Annotated in this window: 13 protein-coding genes, 1 tRNA gene and 1 pseudogene; 11 read left to right on the forward strand and 4 right to left on the reverse strand. The window is 64.9% G+C overall.

All coding sequences use genetic code 11. From position 1 onward, the window contains the following. A pseudogene (locus EOA23_RS22810) lies at window positions 1–1126 on the reverse strand (oligoendopeptidase F); the annotation flags it as partial. Between the two features lie 163 nt (window positions 1127–1289). On the opposite strand from EOA23_RS22810, the gene EOA23_RS22815 reads away from it, so the two are divergent. The 3 genes from EOA23_RS22815 to EOA23_RS22825 all read left to right on the forward strand — a co-directional run bounded on the left by EOA23_RS22815 (window position 1290) and on the right by EOA23_RS22825 (window position 5231). Next, window positions 1290–2837, forward strand: a complete 1548-nt coding sequence (locus EOA23_RS22815) for a sigma-54 dependent transcriptional regulator (RefSeq protein ID WP_127305809.1) — start codon at window positions 1290–1292, stop codon at window positions 2835–2837. Between the two features lie 378 nt (window positions 2838–3215). Beyond that, the gene (locus EOA23_RS22820; RefSeq protein ID WP_127305810.1) at window positions 3216–5075 is read left to right on the forward strand and encodes a DUF882 domain-containing protein; all 1860 of its coding nucleotides are present in this window, start codon (window positions 3216–3218) and stop codon (window positions 5073–5075) included. 82 nt (window positions 5076–5157) lie between these two features. After that, window positions 5158–5231, forward strand: a tRNA-Gln gene (locus EOA23_RS22825). A 90-nt stretch (window positions 5232–5321) separates the two neighbouring features. Here the strand turns inward: EOA23_RS22825 and EOA23_RS22830 are convergent. Then, entirely contained in the window at window positions 5322–6215 is an 894-nt protein-coding gene (locus tag EOA23_RS22830) for an AraC family transcriptional regulator (protein ID WP_127305811.1), read from the reverse strand. A gap of 185 nt (window positions 6216–6400) precedes the next feature. Here EOA23_RS22830 and EOA23_RS22835 point away from each other — a divergent pair, with 185 nt between their 5' ends. Continuing rightward, the gene (locus EOA23_RS22835) at window positions 6401–7150 is read left to right on the forward strand and encodes an SDR family NAD(P)-dependent oxidoreductase (protein ID WP_127305812.1); all 750 of its coding nucleotides are present in this window, start codon (window positions 6401–6403) and stop codon (window positions 7148–7150) included. A gap of 9 nt (window positions 7151–7159) precedes the next feature. Here the strand turns inward: EOA23_RS22835 and EOA23_RS22840 are convergent, their stop codons facing one another. Then, on the reverse strand, window positions 7160–7798 hold the full coding sequence (locus EOA23_RS22840) for a 2-dehydro-3-deoxy-phosphogluconate aldolase (protein WP_127305813.1): 639 nt from the start codon (window positions 7796–7798) through the stop codon (window positions 7160–7162). A 146-nt stretch (window positions 7799–7944) separates the two neighbouring features. Between EOA23_RS22840 and EOA23_RS22845 the strand changes: the two genes are divergently transcribed. From EOA23_RS22845 to EOA23_RS22855, 3 genes are all read left to right on the forward strand, one after another. Further along, window positions 7945–8874: a rhodanese-related sulfurtransferase gene (locus tag EOA23_RS22845; protein WP_127305814.1), complete on the forward strand. Its 930-nt coding sequence runs from the start codon at window positions 7945–7947 to the stop codon at window positions 8872–8874. A 116-nt stretch (window positions 8875–8990) separates the two neighbouring features. Beyond that, window positions 8991–9722, forward strand: a complete 732-nt coding sequence (locus tag EOA23_RS22850) for a tellurite resistance TerB family protein (RefSeq protein WP_127305815.1) — start codon at window positions 8991–8993, stop codon at window positions 9720–9722. A 239-nt stretch (window positions 9723–9961) separates the two neighbouring features. Beyond that, entirely contained in the window at window positions 9962–10723 is a 762-nt protein-coding gene (locus EOA23_RS22855) for an SDR family oxidoreductase (RefSeq protein WP_127305816.1), read from the forward strand. A 12-nt stretch (window positions 10724–10735) separates the two neighbouring features. Here the strand turns inward: EOA23_RS22855 and EOA23_RS22860 are convergent, their stop codons facing one another. Further along, entirely contained in the window at window positions 10736–11920 is a 1185-nt protein-coding gene (locus EOA23_RS22860) for a pyridoxal phosphate-dependent aminotransferase (RefSeq protein ID WP_127305817.1), read from the reverse strand. An 82-nt stretch (window positions 11921–12002) separates the two neighbouring features. Between EOA23_RS22860 and EOA23_RS22865 the strand changes: the two genes are divergently transcribed. From EOA23_RS22865 to EOA23_RS22880, 4 genes are all read left to right on the forward strand, one after another. Continuing rightward, a complete protein-coding gene (locus tag EOA23_RS22865; protein WP_127305818.1) occupies window positions 12003–12689 on the forward strand; it encodes a GNAT family protein in 687 nt (228 codons plus the stop codon). A gap of 13 nt (window positions 12690–12702) precedes the next feature. Beyond that, window positions 12703–13692: a cation diffusion facilitator family transporter gene (locus tag EOA23_RS22870; RefSeq protein WP_127305819.1), complete on the forward strand. Its 990-nt coding sequence runs from the start codon at window positions 12703–12705 to the stop codon at window positions 13690–13692. A 43-nt stretch (window positions 13693–13735) separates the two neighbouring features. Continuing rightward, entirely contained in the window at window positions 13736–13942 is a 207-nt protein-coding gene (locus EOA23_RS22875) for a hypothetical protein (RefSeq protein WP_126059583.1), read from the forward strand. A gap of 1 nt (window position 13943) precedes the next feature. Further along, window positions 13944–14365: NAD-dependent epimerase/dehydratase family protein (locus EOA23_RS22880; protein ID WP_127305820.1), on the forward strand; the 422-nt coding region annotated here is incomplete at its 3' end.

Raw genomic sequence — 14365 nt, forward strand, 5'->3', positions numbered from 1 at the left:
AGGCGCCGGGCAAGTCGCCCGGCCGCACCGGCGCGTCGATCCACCTGCGATCGAAAAAGCCGCGCGCGATTTCGGCCATGTCGGGCGAGAAGCGCTGGTAGGCGGAGAGCACCGTGTCCCTGGCGTCGTCCCAGCGGATCACAGCCTTCGGCGTCTCCGGCAGCGGCGCGTTGCGGTCCCAGTGGTTCATCACCTCCGTGCCAAGCCAGCGCGCCTTCATCGCGTAATAGCGGTGCGACAGCCTGGGATAGGCCTCGCGCACGGCCGCCGCCAGCGCGTCGACCACGTCGCGCTCGACGCGGTTGGCGAGGTGGCGCGAGTCGGCGATATCCTGGAAGCCGCGCCACCGGTCGGAGATTTCCTTGTCCTTGGCCAAGGTGTTGGTGATGAGGGTGAAGGTGCGCAGGTTCTTGCGGAACGTGGCGGCCAGCGCCTCGGAGGCGCGGCGGCGCACCTCGCCATTCGAATCCTGCAGCCGGTTGAGCGCCGGCTCAAGCGTCAGCTCCTCGCCGTCGACGTCGAAGCGCAGGTCGGTCATCGTCTCGTCAAACAGGCGGTTCCAGGCGCCGCGCCCGGTGACCGACTTTTCGTGGAACAATTGCTCGACGCGATCCTCGAGCTGGTAGGGTTTGTCCTTCCTGAGGTCGAGCACCCATGGCCGGTAGTGGCCGAAGGCCTTGTCGGCGGCCAGAGCGCTCTCGATCGCCGCATCGTCGACCAGGTTGAGCTCGAGCGCGAAGAACAGAAGATGGGCGCTCGCGTCCGTCATCTTTTCCTGGACATCGCCATAGAGCTTGGCGCGCTGCGGATCGGCGGTGTTGCCGGCATAGACGAGGCCGGCATAGGAGACGATGCGGCCGATCAGTTCCTCGAGCGCCTCATAGGCTTGCAGCGCCTCGCCCAGCCGGCCGGCGCCGCCGCGCCCGGCTTCCGCGGCGAGCGTGCCTTTCCAGCGGGTCTCGAAGGCGATGGCGTCGCTGGCCGCCTTGGCGATGTCGCGCTTCAGCTCGGGGGCTTCCATGCCGGAATAGAGATCGGCGAGATTCCACTCCGGCAGATCGCCAAGCTCCGCCGCGCCGTGTCCGGACGCTGGCGCCCCAAGCCGATGACCAAATTCCATGCGCATCAGCAATACCTTCTTTGAACTTTGAATCGGTGCCAAATCAGAGGGAAGGAGGAAGCCGGTCAAATCCTAAGGAATTCGTTCACCGGGTTTTTTGAAACCTTATTTAGAACCCTGTGCCAAGATGATCCATGGGGATTTTCTCGGGCGGAAAACTCAAACAGTCATGACAGGTTCCATACTCATAGTCGATGACGATCCGGTGCAGCGCAGGCTGGTCGAGGCCGCGCTGACCAAGTTCGGGCACACCGCGATCGTCACCGATAGCGGCGAGGCCGGCCTCGACGTGCTCGACGGGCCGAACGCGCGCGAGGTCTCCGTCGTCATTCTCGACCTTGTCATGCCCGGCCTCGGCGGCATCGGCGTGCTGAAGGCGATGCGCGAGCGCGCCATCAACATTCCCGTCATAGTGCAGACGGCCCAGGGCGGCATCGAGACCGTCGTTTCGGCGATGCGGCACGGCGCCTTCGACTTCGTCGTCAAGCCGGCGTCGCCCGACCGGCTGCAGACCGCGATCTCCAACGCGCTCAAGGTGGAAGCCGTCGAGGACGAGATGAAGCGCGCATCGCGGCGACGCGGCGGCGGCCATCTCACCTTCAAGGACATGATCACGCGCAGCCCGGCAATGGACCGGGTGATCCGCCTCGGGCAGAAGGCGGCGGCCTCCAACATCCCGATCCTGATCGAGGGCGAATCCGGCGTCGGCAAGGAACTGGTGGCGCGCGCCATCCAAGGCAGCGGCGATCGCCGTTCGAAGCCGTTCGTCACCGTCAATTGCGGCGCCATCCCGGACAATCTCGTCGAATCGATCCTGTTCGGCCACGAGAAGGGCTCCTTCACCGGCGCTACCGAGAAGCATACGGGCAAATTCGTCGAGGCGAATTCCGGCACGCTGTTCCTCGACGAGATCGGCGATCTGCCGCTCGACGTCCAGGTCAAGCTGCTGCGCGCCGTGCAGGAAGGCGAGGTCGATCCGGTCGGCGGCCGTTCGACCGTCAAGGTCGATATCCGCCTGATCTCGGCCACGCATCGCAACCTTCTGCAGCAGGTCAAGGACGGCAAGTTCCGGGAGGACCTGTTCTACCGGCTGAACGTCTATCCGATCTTCGTGCCGCCGCTTCGCGACCGCCGCGACGACATTCCCTATCTCGTCCGGCACTTCATGGAAAAGGTCGCGCCGGCCGATCCGCGCCGGCGCCTTGCCGGCATATCGGCGCCAGCGCTTGCGATGCTGCAGGCCTATGACTGGCCGGGCAACATCCGCCAACTGGAGAATGCGGTCTTCCGCGCGTCGGTGCTTGCCGAGGGCGACGTGCTAACCGAGGAGGAGTTCCCGCAAATCCGGGCCCAGGTGGAAGGTACGGTCAATCTCGGAGCGGAAACGACATCCACCGTTGCCGAAACGGTCGAGGGGGTGTCCACTCCGGCGGATGAGTCGATTGCCGAGACAGTGGGGTCCGCCTTTGCCGACGGCGAGTCACCGGCGCGGCCGCAGCCGCGGCTCGGAACGCTTCGGGCTCTGGACGAGCGCGGCAATGTGCGGGCGCTGGCCGATGTCGAGCTCGAGATGATCAAGCTGGCGATCGATCATTACAATGGCCAGATGAGCGAAGTCGCGCGCCGTTTGGGCATCGGCCGTTCGACCCTCTACCGCAAGTTGAAGGAATATGGCATTGATCCCGAAGCTGGTCGCGTCGACCGGCTTGCCTCCTGAGGGGCAAGCGTCGAACCAGCTTGCGCGCCTAAAATCCGAGTCAAATTGTCGCTTTTGATGTGAAAACGCAAGGTTTTCAGCGGTTGGCGTTGCCGAGGATCACGCATTAACGCTAACGGTAACAGATCGTGTTCTGGCCGGGGCCGGATTCTTGATCTAAACCAGCGGTTTACCACGAAATGCTGTGCATCATTTTTGACGGGATATCGCCACGGTGTTACCGCATTTCGGCTTCAATAAACGATGATTAACCATTAGGATCGATATTCGGATGTGAAAACCACGCATCCGTTTGGTCAAATCCGGGGACAAACGGCAGCCTGAAAGCCAGTTGATTTGAACAAAGTCGAACGACACACAAACGGGCGGCATTTTCACATGAGCGTCTGGCCGAGGTGGCTGACGTTTGTGATTTTGGCTGTCGGGTTTCTGTCCGCGGCAATGTCGGGCGCCAGGGCTGAGGTTCGTACGCTCAAGCTCTATCACCTGCACACGCACGAGAAGGCCGAGATCGTCTACAAGCGCAATGGCCGCTACGATCCGGAAGGCCTGCGCAAGATCAACATCATCCTGCGCGACTGGCGCCGCAACGAGCCGACGAAGATGGACCCGCGGCTGCTCGACCTCGTCTGGGAAGCTTATCGCGAAGCCGGCGCGACCGACTACATCCAGGTCGTCTGCGGCTATCGTTCGCCGTCGACCAACGCGATGCTGCGTTCGCGCAGCCGCGGCGTCGCCGAGAAAAGCCAGCACATGCTCGGCAAGGCGATGGACTTCTACATTCCCGGCGTGCCGCTGAAGAAGCTGCGCAACATCGGCCTCAAGATGCAGGGCGGCGGCGTCGGCTACTACCCGACCTCCGGCTCCCCCTTCGTCCATATGGATGTCGGCAATGTGCGCCACTGGCCGGGCATCAGCCGCCAGGAACTGGTCAGCCTGTTCCCGAACGGCAAGACGCTGCATGTGCCGAGCGACGGGCGCCCGCTGCCTGGCTATGAGCAGGCGCTGGCCGCCTATCAGGCGCGCAAGGGCGCGGGCACCCCGAACATCGAACTGGCCAGCGCCGGCGGCTCGACCAAGCGGTCCGGCGGATTGCTTGCCGCCTTGTTCGGCGGTGGCGCCGACGAGGCCGATGACGCGGCTGACGAAAGCGCTCCGGCGCCTCAGCAGAAAGCCGTGAAGCAGGTTCAGGTCGCGAGCGCCGCGACGGCACGCAACAGCAACCTCCCGGGCATCGCGATCGTTTCGCCGAAGGATGCCAAGCGCGCCAACGTCCCGCAGATCGCGGATGACAGCGCCGATGATCAGCAGCAGCCGCAGCAGGATACGCCCGAGACGATCATCGCCGCGCTGCCGCCCAAGGAAATCCCGTTGCCCGACTTCGCGCCGCGTCCGAAGGTCGATGTCGGCCAGCAGACGCCGGAGAACGTGCCGTTCGCCATGGCGGATGCCTCGGCGACGACCGAGCAGGCGGTTTCGACGGCGCAGGCGCCCTTGCCTGACAAGGTTCCGTTCGGCGCCGCCAGCGCGGCCGAGGCCGCTGGCACCGATCCAGCGCAAGTGGCGGTCAACAACATCCCGCTTCCGACTTGGCGCCCCGATCGCTCGACGCCGGCCGAATTGGCGTCGAAGGACAAGAACGTGCTTCTGGCGCTGGCCGAGACGGCTTCGCAGGACAAGAGCGCGACCGATGCGTTCTCCGTGCTGCCGACCGCCCGGCCGCAGCCCGGCAAGCAGGATGAGGTCAAGGCCGTTCTCGAACAGGCCAACGCGACCGTCGAGGCCGGCGGCGCCGGCGCCGAATACCAGCTTGCGTCGCTGACGCAGCCGGAGCCGCGCTCGGCGTTCAACGATCCGTCAGGGGCCGATGCTGCCTCGCCACGCCAGGCCATCGCCGCCCTTCCGGCAGGCAGCGATCCCACGAAGGCGATCGGCGCCGGCGTGAAGACGACGGCCAAGGAAGGCAGAGCTTCGCCCCGCAACCTCAAGCCGGGACCGAAGGCCATGGTGGTGGCGGCAGCGCCGCAGGCCGCGCGCTGGGCGCTGGGCAGCGGCGTGAACATTGCTTCGGTTTCCGATCCGACGACGGCTCCGCGCTATGCCTATAACATCGTGCATACGCCGCCGAGCGAAGTGTACACCGCCGGCTTCCAAACGAGTGGCGAGATGCAAGATGCCAGCCGTTTCAGCGGCAACGCGGTCAAGTTCCTGTCGGTCGCCCGTTTCCAGACGAAGTAGCCATTTGAGAGACACCGAAGAGAAGCCGCGCTGGACTTGAAGCGCGGCTTTTGTTTTTCATGTTGCGTCCAGACCGTCAGCCTCCCGCTTCGTCTAATGGTAGGACAGCGCCCTTTGAAGGCGTGAATCGTGGTTCGAATCCATGAGCGGGAACCAGTCCTCGGTTGGCGTTATCCGGCATTGCCCGAGCTGCACCGGCTTGAACTTCCCGTGAGGGGGGCGGCGCAAGCCGGCGGGTCTTTATGTTCAGTCGACTTCCAGCGCGGCCGCCTCGCCATTGGCCAGAAGCCGCGCGGCGTCACGCGCCGGAGGCAGCCCGAACTGGCGCGCATATTCGCGGCTGAACTGGGAGGCGCTTTCGTAGCCTACGGTGAAAGCAACCTGCGCTGCGCTGCCCGGTTGGGCAATCAGCAGATGGCGCGCTTCCAAAAGGCGGAGCTGCTTCTGATACTGGATCGGGCTCATCGCGGTCGCCGCCTTGAAATGGCGATGAAAGGCGGCGTTGCTCATATGCGAGAGCTCGGCCAGCTGCGTCACATCGATCGGCTCGTTGTAATGCAACCGGATCCAGGCGGTGGCGCGGCGGATCTGCGACAGGCGGCCATCGGCGCGCGCGAGCTGGTGCAGCTTTTCGCCCTGCGGGCCTTGCAGCAGGCGGAATGCGATCTCGCGTTCGAGCATGGGCGCCAGCACCGGAATCTCTTCCGGCCGATCGAGCAGCCGCAGCATCCGTCGCCAGGCGTCGAGCAAGTCGTCATCGGCCGTGTTGGTGACGAAGCTGTCGCCGTCTATCGCCGATCGATGGTCGATAAGCAGCCCGGCGATCAACTCGATATCGATGGGGAAGGCGAGAGCCATGTAGGGAGAGGCTCTACTGGCCTCGATCAACTGGCTGGTGGCTGGCGCCTCCACCGCGTAGACGAAATAGCTGCCGGCGCTGTAGGCAAGCGTGCGGTCACCGATCAGCACCGTTTTGGTCCCCTGCAGGACCAGAAGCGCGGTCGGCTGGCAGAGCTCGGGCAGCGGCGGCGTCGGAAGCTCGCTGCGGCCGATGGTGACGCGCGGAATGGCCGTCGTCGTCCGCCGTCCCCGTGCATGGCGCCCGGCCAAGGCGATCAATTCCTGCAGTATGTCACTCATCGTTCCAGCATTGCCGATCCATCGCGGCCAAGCAACAAAGCGAGGCGCTGACGCGCCCGCGAAGACACGAACCTGGTGACGCGAAGACGCGCACCTGAGAGGATTAGGCAAGAGGCTGAGAGCTTTTGGCGCGCGACGCAAGCCGGTTCACGTCATCTCTGGGTCACCGAACAGGAGACATGGACATGACGACGAGAAGGAACGCGCTGGTGACCGGCGCCAACAAGGGCATCGGCCGTGAGACCGTCCGGCGGTTGGCGGCACTGGATTACAAGGTATGGCTCGGCGCGCGCGACGCCGATCGTGGCGAGACCGCGGCGCAGGCATTGCGTGATGAGGGGTTGGATGTCGAATGGCTCGCGCTCGATGTCGCCAGCGACGACAGCGTGGCGGCCGCGGCCAAAACTGTCGCGGCAAGGGCGCCCAGCCTGGATGTGCTGGTCAACAATGCCGGCATCGCTCCCGGCTATGTCGAGGCGCTGGGCGCGGACGGCCGCTATCGGCGACCGCCGAGCCAGGAGGGCATCGCGGACATGAAAGCCACCTATGACGTCAACGTCTTCGGGCCGGTGCGGGTCACGCAGGCATTCCTGCCGCTGCTCCTGGCATCGCCCGCTTCCCGCATCGTCATGGTGAGCAGCTATCTCGGATCGCTGGCGCGCGCGTCCGGCAACAGCCAGTCGCCCAACGTCATGGGCTATGGCAGCTCGAAGACCGCGCTCAACGCCATTACGCTCGCCTTCGCCAGGGAACTCGCGCCGCACGGCATGATGGTCAATGCAGCCGCTCCCGGCTACACCGCGACGGACCTCAACGCGCACAGAGGCGGCCGCACGGTGCAGCAGGCGGCCGAGATCATCGTGCGGCTGGCGACGCTGGAGCCGGGCGGACCGACAGGCGGCTATTTCGATGAGGACGGCGCGCTGCCCTGGTGAAAGCGCTGACTACTTCTTGAGCTTGCTCGCCTCGCGCGCCAGCGCTTCGATCTCGTCCCACTTGCCGGCCTTGATGAGATCGTCGGGCGCCACCCAGGAGCCGCCGACGCAGATGACGTTGGGCAGGCTCAGATAGTCGGCGGCGTTCTTGGCCGCTATGCCGCCGGTCGGGCAGAATTTCACGTCCGCCAGCGGCGAGGCGAAAGCTTTCAGGGAAGCGATGCCGCCGGATTGCTCGGCCGGGAAGAATTTCAGGAAGCGCAGGCCGGCTTCGCGCGCGGCCATGATCTCGCCGGGGGTGATCGCGCCGGGCAGCAGCGGCACGGGGCTGTCCTTGGCCGCCTCGAGAAGCTGGCTGGTGATGCCGGGGCTGACGATGAATGTCGAGCCGGCGCGGGCGGCTTCGTCGAACTGCCTGGCATCGAGGATGGTGCCGGCGCCGACAATCGCGTCCTCGACTTCGGCCGCGACGCGCCGGATCGCCTCCAGCGCATCGGCGGTGCGCAAGGTGATCTCGATGGCCCGCAAACCGCCGCGCGACAAAGCGCGAGCGAGCGGCACGGCATCGGCGACATTGGCGATCTTGAGCACCGGGATGACCGGCTGACCGTTGAGGAGCGACAGGAGCTTTTCGGTCTTGCTGGTCATGTGCTGGTCTCCGTTTCGATCGTTTTAAACCGATTAGCAGAAGGGGTATGCCAAGTCCATGAAAGGTGGCGTGTCGTGATGCCGCGTCGTCATGTGCCGGTAGCCTTGCCTTGAAACGGCTTTCAGCACGGTCTAGTGGCATTGCCATGACAATAGCCAAGGAAATCCAGCCCGTCCGCGTCGCCGCGCTCTACAAATTCGTGCGGTTCGACGGATACGAGGCCCTGCGCGCGCCGCTCGCCGCCTTTTGTTGCGGGCGCGGCATCAAGGGCACTCTGCTTCTGGCGCATGAAGGCATCAACGGCACCGTCGCCGGCAGCGAGGAAGCGATTGCCGCGCTTGTGGACCATCTGCAGGCCATCGAAGGCCTTGCCGGGCTGGAAGTAAAATACAGCAGCGCCGCCGAGATGCCGTTCCACCGCATGAAGGTGCGGCTGAAGCGCGAGATCGTCACCATGGGCGTCGAGGATATCGATCCGGCAACCAGCGCCGGCGCCTATGTCGCGCCGGCCGATTGGAATGCGCTGATCTCGGATGCCGACACCGTCGTCATCGACACGCGCAACGCCTATGAAGTCTCGCTCGGCACCTTCACGGGCGCGGTCGATCCCAAGACCAGCAGCTTCCGTGAGTTTCCGGCCTGGGTGGAAGAGCACCGTGAGGAGCTCGAAGGCCGCAAGGTGGCGATGTTCTGCACCGGCGGCATTCGCTGTGAGAAGGCGACGGCCTATGTGAAGTCGCTCGGCCTCAAGAACGTCTTCCATCTCAAGGGCGGCATCCTGAAATATCTGGAGGACGTGCCGGCAGAGGAGAGCCTGTGGCAAGGCGAGTGTTTTGTGTTCGACGAGCGGGTGTCCGTCTCGCATGGCCTGACCGAGGGAGAAGCGGAACTCTGCCGCGCCTGTCGGCATCCGCTGACGGCCGAGGACCGGCTGTCGCCGAAATACGCAATCGGCGTTTCATGCCCGCATTGCTTCGAAGGGCGGTCCGATGCGGACCGCGAGCGCTATGCCGAACGTCACCGTCAGGTCGAACTTGCGCAGGCGCGCGGCGGCAAGCGCCATATCGGCAGCTAGAGCGGCCTGCGACCGAAAAGCTGGTCGTCATTGTAATGTCAAGGCGCGGGGCCTACCTCTTGCCGGTCCGAAACCTTGCCCGCGCGCATTCGGCCGGGCCAATTCTGGAGGCATTGATGCTCGACCCCAAGAAGCTGCTCGACGACCTTCTCGGCTCGCAAGTTCCCGGCACGGGCTCGACCGTTCGCGACAAGGCGGGGCAGGCGGTGCAGATGGCGAAGGACAATCCGCTGGCTGCCGGAGCGCTTGCCGCCGTGCTGCTCGGCACCGGCACCGGACGGCAGGTGACGGGCGCGGCCATCAAGCTCGGCGGTCTGGCGGCGATCGGCGGCCTCGCCTACAAGGCCTATCAGAATTACAAGGCCGGCAACGAGCCGGCGCAGGCGCCTGCGTCCGGCGAGCCTGAACTGCTGCCGCCGCCGGCCGATACCGCTTTCGATCCCGCGGCGGCGCCCCAGGGCGAGGCCGAGTTCACGCTGACGCTGGTCCGGGCGATGATCTCTGCGGCGAAGGCCGATGGTCATATCGACGACGAAGAGCGCAAGAAGATCGCCGACAAGCTCAAGCTCGCCGGCATCGGCGCGGAAGCGGAGAAATTCCTGCTTGCCGAGCTCGATAGACCCCTCGATCTTGACACGCTGGTCGCCGGCGCCAAGACCGATGCACAGAAGCTGGAACTCTACACCGCCTCGCGTCTGACCATCGATCCCGACACACGCGCCGAGCGCGGCTATCTCGACCTGCTCGCCGGCCGGCTCGGCCTGCCGGATGCGCTGATCGACCATGTCGAGGCGACCGTTTCCGCGGCCAAGGTGCCGGCTGGCAGCGCGCCGAGCTCGCCTTGGTGAAGCGGTGTGGTAAACGCCATCAGGCGACGTCTTGCCGGTCTTTAAACTCTCGTTAACCCAGCAAGCGCATCATTCTAATCAGTCGGACCGGCTTATCCTCCTCCCAAGCGCGGTTCAGATCGGGGCGGTCGCCAATGGCCGCCCTTTTTGTTGGCCTCCGCTTTGTCGCCAAGAGCGGCTTGCCATGACCGCCTGCATTTGCGATGCCACGTCTTTCCGTCGATGACCGGAGGACGGCGATGACCGCCATAGCAGAGAAGACCGCCATCGTGACCGGCGCCGGCACCGGCATCGGCAAGAGCGTCGCCACCGCGCTGCTCCAGGCAGGCTGGAACACGGTGTTCTGCGGCCGGCGCAAGACGTTGCTGGAGGAGGCGATCGCCGATGCGGGAAAGACGCAAGCCAAGGCATTGGCTGTCGCCTGCGACATCAGCAAGGCGGCGGAAGTCGACGATATGTTCGAGACTGTGCTCGAGGCCTTCGGCCGCGTCGACCTGCTCTTCAACAATGCCGGCATGGGCTACAAGTCGACGCTGATCGACGAGATCCCGGTCGAGGTCTGGAACGACGTCGTCGGCGTCAATCTCACCGGCTCGTTCCTGTGCGCGCGCGCCGCCTTCGGCGCGATGCGGAGGCAGAAGCCGATGGGCGGCCGTATCATCAACAACGGCTCAGTGTCGGCCTATGCGCCGCGCCCGGGTTCCGTGCCCTATACGGCGACCAAGCACGCCATCACCGGGCTCACCAAGACGCTAGCGCTCGACGGCCGGCCCTTCGACATCGCCTGCGGCCAGATCGATATCGGCAATGCGCTGACCGAGATGGCGCAGCCGATGACGGTCGGCGTGCCGCAGGCCAATGGCTCGATCGCCGCCGAGGCGGTGATGGATGTGCAGCGCGTCGCCGACGCGGTGCTGCATATGGCCAGCCTGCCGCTCGACGCCAACGTGCTGTTCATGACGGTGATGGCGACGAAGATGCCGTTTGTCGGGCGCGGATAAGCGCCTGACAGCTCACTTCTTCAGAAATGCCTCGATCCGCTCCAGCGCGCGCAGGATGTTCTCCTCGGAATTGGCGTAGGAAAGCCGGATATACCCTTCGCCGAGCACGCCGAAATCGGGGCCGCCGATCAGCGCCACGCCGGCATCCTCCAGCAGCGCCGAGGCGAGCTTCTTGGCCTTCCAGCCGGTCTTCGACACGTTGGGGAAGGCGTAGAAGGCGCCTTTCGGGGTGATGCAGGAAATGCCGGGGAGCGCGTTCAGGCCCTCGACGACGATTTTCCTGCGGTTGTCGAAGGCGCGCATCATCTTCTCGACATCGTCCTGCGGCCCGTCGATCGCCGCGATCCCGGCAAACTGGCTCGGCGCATTGACGCAGGACCAGCAATTGACGGCCAGCTTGCGCACCTTGTCGTAGAGATGGGCGCCCCTGTCGCCGTTCGGCCAGATCGACCAGCCCATGCGCCAGCCGGTCATCGCCCAGGTCTTCGACCAGCCGTTGAGCACGATCAGCCTGTCGCGGATTTCGGGGAAGTTGAGCAGAGAGCAGTGCTTCTCGCCGTCATAGGTCATGACGTCGTAGATCTCGTCGGACATGACGGCGACCTCAGGATGCTTCTCCAGGCCCTTGACCAGCTTCTCGATCTCGGCGCGCGGCGTGACGCCGCCGGTCGGATTGGCGGGCGAGTTGAGGATGAGCAGCCTGGTCTTCGGCGTGATCAGCGCCAGCGTCTCGTCGGCCGAGAAGGCAAAGCCGTTCTCCTCGCGGATCGGCACCGGCACCGGCGTGGCGCCGGTGAACTCGATCATTGAGCGGTAGATCGGAAAGCCGGGATCTGGATAGAGGATCTCAGTGCCGGGTTCGCCGAACATCAGGATCGCCGCGAACATGGTCGGCTTGCCGCCGGGCAGGATCATCACATTCTCAGGCGAGACCTCGACGCCGGTGGTGGTCAGCGTGCGGCGCACGACCGCCTCGCGGGTGGCGAGCAGGCCGTTGGCCGGCGTGTAGCCGTGGTGGCCGTCGCGCAGCGCCTTGATCGCCGCCTCGACGATGTGCTGCGGCGTCTTGAAGTCGGGCTGGCCGATGCCGAGATTGACGATGTCGCGGCCCTGATGGGCAAGCGCGGTGGCCCTGGCCAGCACCGCAAAGGCGTTTTCCTCGCCAAGACGGTCGAAGGCCGCGATCGTGTGGAGCATTTTTCCCGTCCCTGTGGTTCTTTCTGTGGGCGAGCGTTTTTGTGACCGTCCGCTGGGAAAAGTCAACGGATTGGAGGGGTCGGTGTCGGAAGATCTGAAGAATTGGCAGCCGCGCCCACGGCCGGAGCGCAAGGCGATCGAGGGCCGCACCGTCCGGCTCGAGCCGCTGAGCGTGGCAAAACATGGCGACGGCCTCTACGAGGCCTCCTCGGTTTCCGATGTCGGCGGACGTTTCGCCTGGCTGCCCGACTACCCGCCGGAAACCCGCGCAGCCTTCCAGCCCTGGCTCGACAAGGCGGAAGCCAGCGAGGATCCGCTGTTCTTCACCGTCATCGACAAGGCGAGCGGCAAGATCGCCGGACGCCAGACGCTGATGCGCATCGACGCCGCCAACGGCGTCGGTGAAATCGGCAACATTTATTGGGGTCCGCTGATCTCGCGCAAGCCGGCGGCGACCGAGGCGCAGTTCCTGTTTGCGAAATATCTCTTCGACGATCTCGGCTACCGCCGCTACGAGTGGAAATGCAACAACCGCAACGAGCCCTCGAAGCGCGCTGCCGAGCGCTTCGGCTTCAAGTTCGAAGGCATCTTCCGCCAGCACCTTGTGGTCAAAGGTGAAAACCGCGATACGGCGTGGTATTCGATCATCGACAAGGAGTGGCCGGCCTTGCGCAAAGCCTATGAAGGCTGGCTCGATCCAGCGAATTTCGATGACGAAGGCGGCCAAAAGCGGCGGCTTGAGGATTTTCGCGCCGACTTCGGAGCGTAACAGGAGTTTGACGATGGCGCACGGTTCGCATGATCACGGTTCCGCCGGTCATAGCCACGGCGCTCGGCATGTGCATGGCTCGACCGACAAGAATCGGGTGCTGGTCGCGGCCTGCCTGACCGGCGGCTTCATGGTCGCCGAGGCGTTCGGCGGTCTGCTCACCGGATCGCTGGCGCTGCTCGCGGACGCCGGCCATATGCTTGCCGATTCGATCGCGCTCGGTCTTGCCTGGTACGCTTTCCATCTCGCCGGACGCCCGGCCACCGGCCGTCTGACCTATGGCTTCGGCCGGGTGAAGACGCTGGTCGCCTACACCAACGGCATCGCCATCTTCGTCATCGCGCTGTGGATCGTCTACGAGGCCTGGGGGCGGCTGATGAACCCGGCGCCCGTGCTTGGCGGGCCGATGCTGGTGGTGGCGGTGGCAGGCCTGCTGGTCAACATCGCCTCCTTCTTCGTGCTGCATGGCGGCGACCGCGAGAGCCTGAACATGCGCGGCGCGATCCTGCATGTGCTGGGCGACCTGCTGGGCTCCGCCGCGGCAATCACAGCAGCCCTCATCATCCTGGCAACCGGCTGGACGCCGATCGATCCTATCCTCTCCGTCCTTGTGTCGCTGCTGATCCTGTCGACGGCATGGTCTTTGATGCGCGAGGCGGCGCATGTCCTGCTCGAAGGCGTGCCGGCAAGCCTCGATCGCGACGTGATCGCCAAGGACATCGAAGGCGCGGTCAAGGGCGTGCGCGAGGTGCATCATATGCATGTCTGGTCGCTCGACGGCACCTCCAACATGGCGACGCTGCATGCCTGCCTGAATGACGGCGTCGATCCGCATGTAGCGGTGAGCGCCATCAAGAAACGGCTTGCCGCCAAGCACGGCATCGATCATGCCACCGTCGAACCGGAATTCGGACAATGCGCCGACAGTCATGACGAGCATGGCCATCACCATGATCACGATCATACGCATGGCGCGCCCGCCGATCGCCGGCACTATCACTGATCACGATTATGCCTAACAGCCTCGAAGCCAGGAAAGCCTGCTGATGGATCGTGACACACGCAACGCGGCGATTGCCGCGGCTGTGATACTGCTCGTGTTCGGTCTCGCCGCCTATTTCCTGCCGGCCATCATGCTGGCCGCGGGCAAGGTGTCGACGGTGCTGGCGGCCGTCATCGCGGTGGTCTTCATGGTCGGGCTGTTCGTCGTCCTATGGCTGCGCGGACGCAGCCAACGCAAGAAAGGTCTCTGAGATGAGAATTCTGATCACGGGCGCGGCCGGCATGGTGGGCCGCAAGCTTATAGCGCGGCTGGCCAGGGACGGCGCCTTGCGCGGGCGCAAGATCACGGCGCTCGACCTGCATGACATCGTGGCGCCGCAGCCGCCGGCGCTCACAGGCGTCGATGTCTCGATCCACACCGGCGATCTATCCACGCCCGGCGCCATGGCGGCCCTCGTGGCTCCGCGTCCGGACGTGATCTTCCACCTGGCGGGCATCGTCTCGGGCGAAGCGGAAGCCAATTTCGATCTCGGCTACCGGGTCAATCTCGACGGCACGCGGGCGCTGTTCGACGCGGTGCGGCTGGCGGCCTTCGCGCCGCGCCTTGTGTTCACCTCGTCGATCGCGGTCTTCGGCGCGCCCTTTCCGGAGGTCATTCCGGACGAGTTCCATCC

Source organism: Mesorhizobium sp. M2A.F.Ca.ET.042.01.1.1 (assembly GCF_003997405.1).
In the GTDB taxonomy this organism is placed as follows: domain Bacteria; phylum Pseudomonadota; class Alphaproteobacteria; order Rhizobiales; family Rhizobiaceae; genus Mesorhizobium.

Excerpts from the sequence above, each read along its gene's own strand:
- EOA23_RS22815 (WP_127305809.1), top strand. The coding sequence starts at position 1,290 with ATGACAGGTTCCATACTCATAGTCGATGACGATCCGGTGCAGCGCAGG.
- EOA23_RS22845 (WP_127305814.1), top strand. The coding sequence starts at position 7,945 with ATGACAATAGCCAAGGAAATCCAGCCCGTCCGCGTCGCCGCGCTCTAC.
- EOA23_RS22870 (WP_127305819.1), top strand. The coding sequence starts at position 12,703 with ATGGCGCACGGTTCGCATGATCACGGTTCCGCCGGTCATAGCCACGGC.
- EOA23_RS22875 (WP_126059583.1), top strand. The coding sequence starts at position 13,736 with ATGGATCGTGACACACGCAACGCGGCGATTGCCGCGGCTGTGATACTG.
- EOA23_RS22830 (WP_127305811.1), bottom strand. The coding sequence starts at position 6,215 with ATGAGTGACATACTGCAGGAATTGATCGCCTTGGCCGGGCGCCATGCA.
- EOA23_RS22855 (WP_127305816.1), top strand. The coding sequence starts at position 9,962 with ATGACCGCCATAGCAGAGAAGACCGCCATCGTGACCGGCGCCGGCACC.
- EOA23_RS22840 (WP_127305813.1), bottom strand. The coding sequence starts at position 7,798 with ATGACCAGCAAGACCGAAAAGCTCCTGTCGCTCCTCAACGGTCAGCCG.
- EOA23_RS22820 (WP_127305810.1), top strand. The coding sequence starts at position 3,216 with ATGAGCGTCTGGCCGAGGTGGCTGACGTTTGTGATTTTGGCTGTCGGG.
- EOA23_RS22850 (WP_127305815.1), top strand. The coding sequence starts at position 8,991 with ATGCTCGACCCCAAGAAGCTGCTCGACGACCTTCTCGGCTCGCAAGTT.
- EOA23_RS22835 (WP_127305812.1), top strand. The coding sequence starts at position 6,401 with ATGACGACGAGAAGGAACGCGCTGGTGACCGGCGCCAACAAGGGCATC.
- EOA23_RS22860 (WP_127305817.1), bottom strand. The coding sequence starts at position 11,920 with ATGCTCCACACGATCGCGGCCTTCGACCGTCTTGGCGAGGAAAACGCC.